Source organism: Pseudoalteromonas sp. 5Ae-yellow (assembly GCF_014077565.1).
GTDB lineage: Bacteria > Pseudomonadota > Gammaproteobacteria > Enterobacterales > Alteromonadaceae > Pseudoalteromonas.
Genome location: NZ_JACGWD010000012.1, coordinates 25,402 through 38,541 on the forward strand (window position 1 = coordinate 25,402; position 13,140 = coordinate 38,541).

At 40.0% G+C, this 13,140-nt stretch carries 10 protein-coding genes; 4 read left to right on the plus strand and 6 right to left on the minus strand.

Annotated features, from left to right (window positions below):
• Window positions 1-78: 78 nt before the first annotated feature.
• Window positions 79-1,353 carry a GNAT family N-acyltransferase gene (locus tag H4J63_RS20235; RefSeq protein ID WP_310734710.1) on the minus strand — a complete coding sequence of 425 codons (1,275 nt, stop codon included), beginning with the start codon at window positions 1,351-1,353 and terminating at the stop codon, window positions 79-81.
• Window positions 1,299-1,838 carry a hypothetical protein gene (locus tag H4J63_RS20240; RefSeq protein WP_241764469.1) on the minus strand — a complete coding sequence of 180 codons (540 nt, stop codon included), beginning with the start codon at window positions 1,836-1,838 and terminating at the stop codon, window positions 1,299-1,301. The genes H4J63_RS20235 and H4J63_RS20240 overlap by 55 nt, the downstream gene beginning before the upstream one ends.
• A 334-nt stretch (window positions 1,839-2,172) precedes the next feature.
• On the opposite strand from H4J63_RS20240, the gene H4J63_RS05375 reads away from it, so the two are divergent.
• Window positions 2,173-3,387: an HD-GYP domain-containing protein gene (locus tag H4J63_RS05375; protein ID WP_182195053.1), complete on the plus strand. Its 1,215-nt coding sequence runs from the start codon at window positions 2,173-2,175 to the stop codon at window positions 3,385-3,387.
• Here the strand turns inward: H4J63_RS05375 and H4J63_RS20245 are convergent.
• On the minus strand, window positions 3,347-3,670 hold the full coding sequence (locus tag H4J63_RS20245) for a hypothetical protein (RefSeq protein WP_165725768.1): 324 nt from the start codon (window positions 3,668-3,670) through the stop codon (window positions 3,347-3,349). The genes H4J63_RS05375 and H4J63_RS20245 overlap by 41 nt on opposite strands.
• A gap of 283 nt (window positions 3,671-3,953) precedes the next feature.
• On the opposite strand from H4J63_RS20245, the gene H4J63_RS05380 reads away from it, so the two are divergent.
• Window positions 3,954-5,216 (plus strand): outer membrane protein transport protein, encoded by a 1,263-nt coding sequence (locus H4J63_RS05380; protein WP_182195055.1) that lies wholly within the window; start codon window positions 3,954-3,956, stop codon window positions 5,214-5,216.
• A 113-nt stretch (window positions 5,217-5,329) separates the two neighbouring features.
• Here the strand turns inward: H4J63_RS05380 and H4J63_RS05385 are convergent, their stop codons facing one another.
• The 3 genes from H4J63_RS05385 to pepA all read right to left on the minus strand — a co-directional run bounded on the left by H4J63_RS05385 (window position 5,330) and on the right by pepA (window position 10,355).
• On the minus strand, window positions 5,330-8,185 hold the full coding sequence (locus tag H4J63_RS05385) for a valine--tRNA ligase (RefSeq protein ID WP_182195058.1): 2,856 nt from the start codon (window positions 8,183-8,185) through the stop codon (window positions 5,330-5,332).
• A gap of 53 nt (window positions 8,186-8,238) precedes the next feature.
• Complete coding sequence (locus H4J63_RS05390) at window positions 8,239-8,685, minus strand: DNA polymerase III subunit chi (protein WP_024600719.1); 447 nt, start codon at window positions 8,683-8,685, stop codon at window positions 8,239-8,241.
• 158 nt (window positions 8,686-8,843) lie between these two features.
• Window positions 8,844-10,355, minus strand: coding sequence for a leucyl aminopeptidase (pepA, locus tag H4J63_RS05395; protein WP_024604878.1), 1,512 nt, complete (start codon window positions 10,353-10,355; stop codon window positions 8,844-8,846).
• A gap of 575 nt (window positions 10,356-10,930) precedes the next feature.
• On the opposite strand from pepA, the gene lptF reads away from it, so the two are divergent.
• A complete protein-coding gene (lptF, locus tag H4J63_RS05400) occupies window positions 10,931-12,043 on the plus strand; it encodes an LPS export ABC transporter permease LptF (RefSeq protein ID WP_002962016.1) in 1,113 nt (370 codons plus the stop codon).
• Complete coding sequence (gene lptG / locus H4J63_RS05405; protein ID WP_024603537.1) at window positions 12,040-13,107, plus strand: LPS export ABC transporter permease LptG; 1,068 nt, start codon at window positions 12,040-12,042, stop codon at window positions 13,105-13,107. The genes lptF and lptG overlap by 4 nt, the downstream gene beginning before the upstream one ends.
• The last annotated feature ends 33 nt before the right edge of the window (window positions 13,108-13,140 follow it).

A 13,140-nucleotide genomic window follows, 5' to 3' on the forward strand; every position in this document is an offset into this window, starting at 1 on the left:
AAAAAAGTCGATGTCATTAATTACATCGACTTTTTTGTTAACTGTATTTTACCTGCTGTATTAATACAGCGATAAAAATTATAAGTGATTTATATAACCATCTTTTTTATCGCCAAGATAGAGCTTAAGTAGCTTTTCAGGCGCGCTTGGTAGGTGCACACTTAAAAGTAATCCTGGGGTGTGATTAATTGCTATCAATGCCATACAATGAAATTGAGCGCCTAGCTTATGATATTGCTTTAATAAAATCGGTATGTCTTTTTTATCTTCTTCTATTCCCATAACCAATGTTGATACATGATCTATGTTTAACGTGTGATCATTAATGAAGTCTTCAAACTCTGGATGAATTTTATTATTAAAAGGCGTATTGGCGCTAACACCTTGTTTATTATTAACCATAGCATGGTCAATAATTGCGACAGAACGAGGGTCGTAAAGCTTACTTAATGAAACCGTGCCATATAAAGTCCTATAACGTGGGTTTTGCGCCATAAACGCACCAATCCCTTTAAATAGCAGTAATAAGCCATGGTAACTGCCTTGATGTTTTTGAACTATAAACGAGCGACCCATTTCCAAGCACGGCTGTTGTTGATTAATAAAAGAGGGTTCAAAATTAAACATTTGCGATAAATAAAGGGCGCTCACGTCGCTATTTTTTTGTAATAAATCAGTTTGTCCAATTCGATAAGCTCCAATGATCTCTTCATTTTTATGATCAAAAATAAATAAATGCATGTAGGTTGCGTCAAACTTATCGGTATCACATGGCTCGCCACTTCCTTCGTTTAATGTACGAAAGGTTATTTCTCTAAGGCGTGTTATTTCAGCAACACAATTAGGTATTTGATCTTGATAACCGTAATAAACGGAGTAACTTTTAAAGTCTAATAAGTGCTGCTCGCTTGGCAAGTTGGCAAGCTCATTTTTCATTTTTGTTTTATCAACTTCCTGCATAATGGCTTTGAGCTGTGTTGATTGGTTATCCTCTTGCCAAGGCGTTACAAAGCGCTCATCGTTTAAGTAACATTGCAAGCGCGCAAGTGCGTTTATGTCGTCAGTTTTTTCAAACTTATTTAATAATTTGGGTGTAAGTAAATTACCAGCGCTTAAGCTAATAGAGCTTTTTTGAATTTTAAGTAATTCGCGTATTAGCATTAATAATCTAAATCGGTAGTAAACACGCCCCAAGTTATAAAAGGTTGAGCTATTCTGACCGCTAATAAATACAGGCAATAGAGGAGCTTGTGTTTTTAAAGCTAGTTGAGCGGTTAAGCGATTCCATTGCCCGTCAGTTACACGTTGTTTTTCTGATTGAAAAAATGACACTCTTCCCGCAGGAAAAACCACAAGTAAGCCATCATTTTAACATGACTAAAACACTGTTTTATTGAGCTGGTATTAATGGCTGCTTTTGGTTTTAGTGGGTTAGCAAAAATAAAATAGTCTTTAATTTCTTTAAATATTTTTAAACCCACGTTAGCCATTACTTTTGTATCGCTACGATAATGGGTGAGTAAATTTGCAATAATTACGCCCTCAATCATGCCATAAGGGTGATTACATACCACTATGCAAGGACCATGCTTTGGTATTTTGTTAATAACATCTTGTGCACCAAGCACATTAATACCTAATACATTTAACAGCTTTTCACTAAACTCTTGTTTATCTAAACCCGATAAATTATTACAGAGGTATATATCACGTAGCTTATTGATGCCCAATAGGCTATCGAGCAGCGGAGCGGCTATTTTTAGTATATGACCCAAAGGCGAGGCTGTGTTTATTGCAGCCACACTTAGGTTTGATACGGGGTGGTTTAATTTTGTCATATACGTTGATGCTCTTAAATTTTTATAGCTGTTGTGTATATTTAGACCGAGAAAAAACCACATTATGTTCAAATTAGGTTAATTAAGTTTGTTTAAAAGCTTAAAAATAATACTCAAATAGTCTTTTAAGTGCTAAATGGTTGTAGGTTATTAAGAAAATAGAAGAGGGTTTTAATTATCCATAAAATAAGGTTACCCACTACAGCTAATAAGAGTGATACAGCAAGTAATCCTTTGTAGTTATATATCACTACTTACAACTCAAAAACTAGACTTTTAGGCTTAATTAATGATATTTAAGGTACATATTCCTTAATAGAAAAATCCCGCCTTTATGCTAATTACTTTGCCCGTATCTGAGCTTACTCCTGGTATGTACGTTGATAGCGTTACTAAGCAACATGAAGGGATCAATAGCATAAAAATTAAGACCAGTGGCTTAGTGCGCGACAAATCTATTATTAAGCGTTTAGTCTCTGAAGGGGTGCTTGAGCTGCTTATAGATTTTGCTAAAGGTGATGCCCCAGTTCCTGCCAAATATAAGCCTCAAAGCAAACCTAAAACATCTAATAGCCAGCAAAAAGCCGAAAAAACACCTATAGCAATCTCAATTGAACAAGAATTTGCTAAAGCGAGTGTCAATTACGATCAGCATGGCCGAAAGTTACAATCATTATATGGCGATTTAACATCTGGCCTGAGTGTTAATATAAAAGTGCTTGATGAAATTGCCAGCGAGATAGTCAGCTCAGTCTTTCGTAATGCTAACGCTATGACTATTCTTACTCGTATAAAAGACAAACATAGCTATAACTGGCGGCATATGATCAACTGCGCCATTTTTACTGCTGTATTTGCTAAATACTTAGGGTATGAAAAAGCTGTTGTACAAGAGCTTGCAATGGGGGCGTTACTTCATGACTTAGGCCAAGCTAAATTACCGCAGGGTATATTTTCCAAGCCAACTAAACTAAGTAATAACGAGCTAGCAGCAATTAAAAAGCATGTTGCGCAAGGTTTAGGTTTAGTTAAAGGTGAGAAGGGTATAACTCCCCTTATGCTCGATATGATAGTAAATCATCATGAGCGTTTAGATGGCTCTGGTTATCCGCGAGGCCTGCAGGCTGAAAAGTTAAGTCGCCCGGCGCGTATAATGGCAATTGTAGATGTGTACGATGCTATGACAGCCGATAGAATGCACCAAGATGGTGATGAGCCTATTAATGCATTGCGGTACTTATTAGCCAATAAGCAATTGTTTGATGGTGAGTTAGTACAGCGTTTTATAAAGTGTTTAGGGGTTCATCCGGTAGGAACTATTGTAAAATTAACGAATGAACGTTTAGCTTTAGTGCTTGAAGGGAACGTATTAAATCCTATTAAACCTAAAATTAAGCTATTTTATAATGCTAAGCACAATCATCATGTTACACCGAAAGACATCGATTTAAGTGAGCACACCCAAGAGCTTAAAATACTATCGAGTGTTAAGCCTCTTGATTATCAGATTAATTTGTCTCGCCTGCTAAAAGAGCATTTGTTGAATTAGCCTTACTGCATTGCCTTTTTTTAGTTTGTTTTGCAGAAATAAACGCACCCAAAAAGCAATTTCCCATCAGTGTTAACCATAACAAAGTGCCTAGCTCTACGTGCAATGCAAAACAACACAGCGCTAAAGATATTAACGCATTTAACATTGCCCCTAGCCAATAATGGTTTACGGGGTTATCGCATTGTCCTGCTTGAGTACATGCGCAGTAGTTTGCTTTGTAAAAGCAAAACACACTCGCCCCACAAAATATTAGCCCTGTAATAATAAATAAAATGATCACAGTTTTACTTCCATTGCGATTTTATAATGAGTGTAAGTTGCTACTAATTTCAAGTCAATCTAAATGATAATTAATTACATTTAGAGTGTTTACTCTAATACCACACTTCTCATCCGATGAGTTTTAAATAGTTGTTAAAATGTCGTTAAAAAACATGTTTTTTACTGTCTTTTGACGCATTCATAGAGTTTTTTACAAAAAATTAAGGTAGTGTAATCACGTTTTAAATCCTAATAACAACACACATAGTACCCAGACAGTCAGTTTGGTTAAGGACTCAACAATGAAATTTTCTAAAACTCTTATTGCAGCTTCGCTTGCATTTGTTTCAGCTGATAGCTTTGCAGCTGCGTTTCAATTATCAGAGCAAAATGCATCGGGTTTAGGCCGTGCATACGCTGGTGAAGCTTCTATCGCAGACGACGCGTCTGTAGTTGCACGTAACCCTGCACTAATGACTTTATTTAAAGAAAAGCAACTAAGTGTTGCTGCTATTGGCGTAATCCCAGATGTAAGCTTAGAAGGTGAAGGCGCGCCAACTGGTATTGATCAATCTTCATTAGATGACGATAGCATTGCACCAAGTGCAGTGGTACCAGCAGCTTACTTTACTATGCCTTACAACGATAAAGTATCGCTTGGTTTTGGTGCATTTTCTAACTTTGGTTTATCAACAGACTTTGACGATGACTACTCAGCAGGACAGATTGCTGGTAAAACAGAAATCTTCACCGTTAACTTAAATGCAAGCGTTGCTTATAAAGTTACTGAAAAGTTTAGCTATGGTATTGGCTTAAATGTAATTTACGCTGATGCAACTATTGTGCGTCACCTAGGAACAACTCCGCTGCCTATTCCAGATCAAACTGAAGTTGTAAATCTTGAAGGTGATGATACAGGCTATGCTTTGAACATTGGTTTAATGTATCAATTAGATGAAAACAGTCGTTTTGGTTTTAATTATCGTACAGAAACAGATATTACATTTGAAGGTACTTACTCTAACCAGTTACCTATGACAGACTTTACGCCACAAGGTTTGTCTGGAACTGAGCTTCCAGGATCTGTTGATATTACACTTCCTGCAATAGCTGAATTTTCAGGTTCTCATCAGTTAGATGAAAAACTTGGTCTTCATTACAGTATTTTATGGACAGGTTGGAGTAGCTTTGATTCATTAGAAGCACAAGTTACAGCTCCAACTGGCGATAAGTTTAGCGCATTTAATAAAGATGAAAGCTTCTCTGATTCATACCGTTTCGCTGTTGGTTCAGATTACCAATATAACGAAGATTTATTACTTCGTGCCGGTGTTGCATTTGATCAGTCTCCAGTATCACAAGATCACCTGTCGATCTCTATCCCAGATACAGATCGTTTTTGGTTCTCATTCGGTGGTAACTACACAATTGATCAAAGCTCTAACGTTGATCTTGGTGTAAGTATTATCCGTGGTAAAACTCAGAACTTTGAAGAAGATGGATTTGAGTTTGAGTCAGAAGGTAATGCAGTACTAGTTGGTGCTCAGTACAACTACAAATTTTAATGTAGAAGTGTCTTGTGGTTAATCACAGGGCACAAAAAAGCCGCTCACTTTAATTAAAGTGAGCGGCTTTTTTAATGCCTATTAAATAATGTTAATAGGCATTTTATGAAAGCTTATAAGCTTTCTATTTTAGTTTTTTGCTCAAGTAGCTTAGTTTTAGCATCGCTAAACTCAGCCAGTTTTGCATTTTCTTTAGCAAGTACCGCTTCAGGTGCGTTATTAACAAACTTTTCGTTAGCGAGTTTGTATTGCACTTGTGCTAGGCCTTTTTCTGCTTTTTCAAGTTGCTTATTAATACGCGAAAGCTCGGCTTCTACATCAATTAAGCCCGCCATTGGGATCATGATCTCAAGGTTGCCAACATAAGAAGTCGCACATGCAGGTGCCCCGTCTTTGTTTTCAAGCATTGTAAACTCTTCAATTTTTGCAAGTGATGCTAAAAATGATTTGTTTTCTTCAATGCGGCGCACGTCGTCGCTTGATGCATTAGCAAGTAATACGCTAAGCGGTTTACTTGGGCTAATATCCATTTCACCACGAATATTACGAATAGCTAAAATGAATTGTTTAACCCACTCTAAGTCATCCATTGCCTTAGCATCAACGCTTGACTCGTTATATACAGGGAACGGCTGAACCATAATGCTGGTGTTCTCTGTTTCAAGGCCTGCAAGTGCTGCAACACGTTGCCAAATAGTTTCAGTGATGTACGGCATCATTGGGTGCATTAAACGCAGTAAGCTTTCAAGTACCGTTATTAACGTATGGCGTGTACCACGTTGCTGTGCTTCATTGCCTTTAAACAATACTGGTTTAGTTAGCTCTAAATACCAATCACAAAATTGATTCCAAGTGAATTCGTAAAGCGTGTTAGCAGCTAGATCAAAACGGTAGTTATCTAAGTGCTCAGTGTAGGTTTTAACGGTAGCTTCGTATTGACCTAAAATCCAACGGTCAGCTAATGAGAACTCTTTATCAGCATCGTTTGCAAAACCACAATCGAGCTCTTCTGTGTTCATTAGCACGTAACGGCTTGCGTTCCATAATTTGTTGCAGAAGTTACGGTAACCTTCAAGGCGGTTCATATCCCAGTTAATATCACGACCGGTAGACGCCATTGCAGCAAGGGTAAAACGAAGTGCGTCGGTGCCGTGTGCTTCAATACCGCCGGCAAATACTTTACGCGTATCTTTTTCGATTTTGGCGGCAAGTTTTGGCTGCATCATGTTACCAGTACGTTTTTGTACTAGGTCTTCAAGTTCAATGCCGTCAATCATATCTAGTGGGTCAAGTACGTTACCTTTTGACTTAGACATTTTATCGCCATTGTCGTCACGTATTAAGCCAGTTACATACACGGTTTTAAATGGAACTTGTGGTTTGCCATTTTCGTCTTTCACAAAGTGCAGCGTCATCATAATCATGCGCGCAACCCAGAAAAATATAATATCAAAACCAGTTACCAATACGTCAGACGGGTGGAAGGTTTTTAAATCATCGGTATTTTCAGGCCAACCTTGTGTAGAAAATGTCCAAAGCGCTGATGAGAACCACGTATCAAGTACGTCTTCGTCTTGGCTAAGCGCAACATCATCTGCAATGTTGTTTTCACGGCGTACTTCAGCTTCGTCGCGACCAACAAATACGTTGCCTTCATTGTCGTACCAAGCTGGGATGCGGTGACCCCACCAAAGCTGGCGTGAAATACACCAATCTTGTACGTCGTTCATCCACGAGAAGTACATGTTTTCGTATTGCTTAGGTACAAATTGAATATCGCCGTTTTTAACAGCGTCTTTTGCAGGTTCTGCAAGTGGTGCAACACGCACATACCATTGGTCGGTAAGTAGTGGCTCAATTACAACGCCAGAGCGATCGCCGTAAGGAACCGTTAAACCATGGTCTTCAATTTTTTCAAGTAGGCCTAGTTCTTCAAATTCTTCCACAATCGCTTTACGCGCAGCAAAACGATCTAGTCCATGTAGGCGCTCAGGAATTGGCGCATCAAACTCAAGCTCTTTACCGTCAAAGGTGTATGTTTCACCTTGGGTAAGAATAGCGGCGTCTTTATCGAAAATGTTGATCATCGGCATTTGATGACGCTTGCCCACTTCGTTATCGTTAAAGTCGTGCGCTGGGGTGATTTTTACACAACCCGTGCCTTTATCTTTATCGGCATGTTCGTCAGCAACAATTTTAATACGACGATTAACGATTGGTAATAAAATCTCTTTACCGATTAAATCTGTGTAGCGTTCGTCATCAGGGTTTACTGCAACACCCGAGTCGCCAAGCATGGTTTCAGGGCGAGTTGTTGCTACTACTATGTAGTCTTTACCGTCTTGTGTTGTAACGCCATCAGCCAGTGGGTAACATAAGTTCCACATGTGGCCTTTTTTGTCTTTGTTTTCAACTTCAAGATCAGATATAGCGGTGTGTAATTTAGGATCCCAGTTTACTAGGCGCTTACCACGGTAAATTAGGTTTTCTTTATGAAGGCGTACAAACACTTCTTTAACAGCTTCAGATAAACCATCATCCATGGTAAAGCGTTCACGATCCCAATCAACCGATGCGCCAAGGCGACGAAGTTGTTTGGTGATAGTGCCGCCAGATTCTTTTTTCCATTCCCAGATTTTATTAATAAAATCTTCGCGGCCTAAATCGTGGCGTGTTTTACCTTCTTCTGCATGAAGCTTACGCTCAACCAACATTTGCGTTGCAATACCTGCGTGGTCAGTACCTACTTGCCATAATGTGTTGTTACCTTGCATACGTTTAAAACGCGTTAGGGTATCCATTATTGTGTCTTGGAAGGCGTGGCCCATGTGTAAGCTACCAGTAACATTTGGCGGCGGAATCATAATTGAATATGGTACGCCTTTGCCAGATGGCTTAAAGTAGCCTTTTTGTTCCCAGTCTTGATATAGAGACTGTTCAATATCTTGCGGATTGTAGGTTTTATCCATTACACAGAACCTTAAATAAGTACTTAAATTAGTTGGTTAGTTTGCCTGATTGGCTAGCTATTAATATCTTGCGTGGTGAGATTGGCACCGAGTTGGCGTAGCTTTTTAAAACGCTCGCGGGCTGCCTGTTTAGCAGCTGCTTCTACGGGTACAAAATCAAAAACTTGGTTAAACCGACGAATGTAATCCGGTAACTGAGTAGCCAAGTTAATTAAAACTTTACGATTGCCAACAGGTGGCGTAATACCAATTTCTACAGGTGCGCCGCCTTTAGGGCCTTCACCTTGTAAATTATGTGGCACAAAACTATCTGGATCGAATGCCCAAATTATTTCATCAATGGCACAGGCTGCTTCATTATCGTTAACACAAATAAACACACGCTGCCCATTTCGATACTGATCGGCCGCAATTTGAGCAGCCAAAGCAAAATGATCGTCAGCCTTAGCTGTTAACTCATCTTGTTGCTTTAGAACGAAAAATTTAGCGTTCATGTTCATTGTATCGGGGTTTCCCATGACATTGAATGTATACCAAATTGATATACATAAATTAAGAGGCAGATTTTGCCATATAACGGGGTTTGCTTCAATTAATACACAAATAAATAAGGCGCCAAACGGCGCCTTATAAACAGATATTAATTTAAACTAAACGTTTAATCTTGAGCTGCTTCACTTACACCAGCTCTATTTAGTAAATACTGAGTAAGCATTGGAACAGGGCGACCCGTTGCGCCTTTTTTAGCGCCACTGCGCCACGCTGTACCAGCAACATCTAAATGCGCCCAATTATACTTTTTAGTAAATTTAGACAAGAAACATGCCGCAGTAATTGTTCCTGCAGAGCGTCCACCTAAGTTTGTAAAGTCAGCAAATGGGCTATCTAGTTGATCTTGATAGTCATCCCATAACGGTAACTGCCATGCACGGTCGCCACTTTGCTCTGACGCTTTTAACAAATCGTGTGCAAGTGGGTTATGGTTTGATAGCAAACCAGTTGCATGCGCGCCAAGGGCTACAATACAAGCGCCTGTCAGTGTTGCCACGTCAATAACAGTATCTGGGTTAAAGCGCTCAACGTACGTTAGTGCGTCGCACAATACTAAACGACCTTCAGCGTCGGTGTTTAACACTTCAACTGTTTGGCCCGACATTGTTGTTAAAATATCACCCGGGCGATATGCGTTTGAGCCAGGCATGTTTTCACAGCCAGCTAAAACACCAATAACGTTAATCGGCAATTGCATTTGTGCAAGTGCACGCATTGCACCAATAACACCAGCAGCGCCGCCCATGTCGTATTTCATCTCATCCATGCCTTCGCCTGGTTTTAATGAAATACCGCCTGAGTCAAACGTCAAGCCTTTACCAACAAGTACAATAGGGGCTTGGTCGTCAGCGGCGCCTTTGTAGTTAATAATCGACATAATTGATTCGTTATCACTACCGCGGCCAACAGCTAGGTATGAGTTCATACCTAGTTCTGCCATTTGCTTTTCGCCAATAATATCAACGGTGATATTGTCAAAATTAGTTGCCAGCTCTTGTGCTTGTTCCCCTAAGTACACTGGGTTACAAATATTTGGTGGCATATTAGCCACGTCTTTACACAGCTTACTACCTGCGGCAATGGCTAAACCATGCTCAATAGCACTTTCGCCAATCGTTAGTTCGCGTCGAGTTGGTACGTTAAACACCATTTTACGAAGTGGACGACGAGGGTCTACTTTTTTACTTTTTAATTGGTTAAACGTGTATAAGCAATCTTGTGTTGTTTCTACTGCTTGACGTACTTTCCAGTAAGTGTCGCGACCTTTAACGTGTTGCTCTGTTAAAAAGCAAACTGCTTCCATAGAGCCCGTTTCGTTTAAGGTATTAATAGTTTTAGAAATAATTTGTTTATATTGCTTATCATCAAGCTCACGCTCTTTGCCACAACCAACAAGCAATATGCGCTCGCTTAATACGTTTGGTACATGATGCAATAATAAAACTTGGCCTGGCTTACCTTCTAAATCGCCACGGCGAAGTAAATTAGAGATATAACCATCGCTAATTTTATCGAGTTGTTCACCAATGGGGGATAACCTACGTGGCTCGTAAACGCCAACCACAATACATGCGCTGCGCTGTTTTTCTGGGCTACCACTTTTTACGTTAAATTCCATTGTCACTCCTGATTTTGAGTCATTTAAGTTAGTAAGTTGGGGCTAAAAAAGTATTTTCTAGTCTTATCTACGTAACTTATGTAAGGATAATTCTTATTTTAGCTGATTTTGTTAGGGCCTGTTGACCTTTCAGGATTAAAATTTGTTCAATCTAGGGGCTATTTAATCGCGGCGCGAGGTGTGTAACTTAGTGGGCTAAGTAAAAACCGAGCAACAAAGAGTAAATTGCCCCTAGGCAGAACCCTTCGGGCAGCGCATGTTTGGCATTTATGCTGCGTTATCGCCTATTTATGGGGAATAACCACACTACATAGGCTCTGCCTTACCTAAATACCAAACGTACTGCTGCAAATTTAACCTCGAAAGATAAACAGGCCCTAGACTCTTACTGTGTAATTGAACTTTATATGCTTAAGGGCTACTAATGCAACATTATATCGTGCACTTAGGTAGGATAATTAATTTTGATGGCTTATAATAATAGCCTATTTGCCGGTATTAATTGGGTAAAATAGCTATTTAACTATTCAATTCTCACTATCGTAGTGAAATTCCATGTTTAACAGGGGCGAGCATTGCTAATTTTCCGTTATTTGACCGCTGAGGTTTTAAAATCGCAGGTCGCCGTATTTTTAACTTTGATGACAATATTTTTGTCACAAAAGTTAGTTGGTATTTTAGGTGATGCCTCTGAGGGCAGCATTCCTGCTAAATTAGTGCTATCGATGATTGCACTAAAACTTCCACAACTAGCCTCGCTAATACTTCCGCTGAGTATATTTTTAGGCATTATTTTAGCCTACAGCCGTATTTACGCCGATAGCGAAATGACCGTACTTAAAGCCTGTGGCGTAAGTGAATGGTATGTTGTGCGCGTAACACTTATATCAAGTGTAGGGCTTGCTATATTAGCCGCAGCACTGACTATGTATATAGCGCCGTGGGCAAGCGAGCAAGAGTATCAATTAAAAGAACAAGCCAAAGCCGATGCGGGGCTATCCGCACTCAGAGCTGGGCGGTTCCAAGAAACCGGTAACGAAAAAGCCGTGGTGTTTATTCATAATATTGAAAAGGGTGGCAAAGAGCTCAATAAGGTATTTGTTGCACAGTTACCCGATAGCGAAAAAGGCAACCTAGCGCGCTTAGTATATGCAGAGCAAGGTGTTGTGGTTGAAGCAGTAAATGGTGAGCAACAGCTCGTGCTAACAGACGGTAAACGTTACGAAACAGATGGCACAACGCCTGCACTTAACTTAACAGAATTTGATGGTTACAGCGTACAAATACGAGAACAAGAAATAGAGCACCAACGCCGTAAATTAGAGGCTGTGCCTACTAATCAATTACTCGCCATTAATACTCCTGAATCTATTGCTCAATGGCAGTGGCGACTCGCTATTCCATTATCAATTCCGTTACTTACCTTACTGGCAGTACCGCTAAGTGTGGTTAATCCTCGCCAAGGTAAATTTGCAAAACTAGTGCCTGCTATAAGCTTGTACTTAGGCTATTTTATTTTACTAAATGCCGCTAAATTTGCAGTTGAAGATGGCAAAATTCCGCCTTCAATTGGCTTGTGGTGGATTCACCTAAGTGCCTTGTTTATAGGTGGATTATTAATTATAAAAGGGCGGCCGCTGGGCGCTTGGCTTAAAGCCGTTGTAACTAAGCGGGAGTTAGGCTCATGATGAAAACGCTTGATTGGTATTTAGGCCGCAGTATTTTACAAACTACCGGCTTTGCATTGTTGGTACTTGTTGGTATTAGCACCTTAATTAAGTTTATCGACCAGCTAAAGTCGGTAGGGCGTGGCAGTTACGATTTAATGACCGCAATGCTTTACACGCTTTACACAATACCTGGCGATTTAGTGGTGTTTTTTCCGATGGCTGCGCTAATTGGTGGCTTAACGGGGTTGGGGGCACTTGCCTCAAACAGTGAGCTGGTAGTGATGCAAGCGGCTGGTATGTCGCGCTTACAAATAATTGGCTCTGTAATGAAAACGGCTATATTTATGGCTGTATGCATGATGGCACTTGGCGAATGGGGTGCACCTGAAGCGCAATTACACGCCAAAGAAATGCGTAACCAAGCAATACATGGCGGCGATGTATTTAACACACAAAAAGGTGTATGGGCTAAAGACGGCAGCAATTTTATTAATATTGAAGATGTTGACGAAAACGGCAGGCTCAACGGGGTACACATGTACCACTTTGACAAATCGTTAGAGCTTACCCAAATCACTAAAGCAAAAGATGCACTGAGCCGAAAAGAAGGCTGGCTACTTCGTGATGTAAATAAGGTTATTATTACGAGCGAAAAAACCACAACAGAGCAACTACCAGAAGAGTTTTACCCTTCACAATTGACCGCTGAAAAGTTAGGGGTTGTTTCGGTAAAACCAGAGTCACTTTCATTTACTGGGCTATGGTCGTATTTAACTTACTTAGAGCAAAACGAACAAGACACCAGTACCTACGAGCTCGCTCTGTGGCGTAAGCTTATGCAGCCTGTATCTGTAGCGGTAATGCTGCTGGTGGCGCTCTCGTTTATATTTGGCCCGCTGCGTACCGTTACTATGGGCGCACGTATTATTATGGGTGTTGTAACGGGGATCGTGTTTCATTTAACTAATGAAATATTTGGCCCTGTAGTTATGGTTTACCAAATACCTGCCATTATAGGTGCGGTATTGCCCAGTATTATATTTATAGGCTTTGCGACATATTTGATGAATAAACGGGTATAGAGTACCTATTCAAAGCATTAAAAAGGGTGACCA

Coding starts and splice junctions, on each gene's coding strand:
- H4J63_RS05375 (WP_182195053.1), top strand. CDS start 2,173: ATGCTAATTACTTTGCCCGTATCTGAGCTTACTCCTGGTATGTACGTT.
- lptG (WP_024603537.1), top strand. CDS start 12,040: ATGATGAAAACGCTTGATTGGTATTTAGGCCGCAGTATTTTACAAACT.
- H4J63_RS20240 (WP_241764469.1), bottom strand. CDS start 1,838: ATGACAAAATTAAACCACCCCGTATCAAACCTAAGTGTGGCTGCAATA.
- H4J63_RS05390 (WP_024600719.1), bottom strand. CDS start 8,685: ATGAACATGAACGCTAAATTTTTCGTTCTAAAGCAACAAGATGAGTTA.
- pepA (WP_024604878.1), bottom strand. CDS start 10,355: ATGGAATTTAACGTAAAAAGTGGTAGCCCAGAAAAACAGCGCAGCGCA.
- H4J63_RS05380 (WP_182195055.1), top strand. CDS start 3,954: ATGAAATTTTCTAAAACTCTTATTGCAGCTTCGCTTGCATTTGTTTCA.
- H4J63_RS05385 (WP_182195058.1), bottom strand. CDS start 8,185: ATGGATAAAACCTACAATCCGCAAGATATTGAACAGTCTCTATATCAA.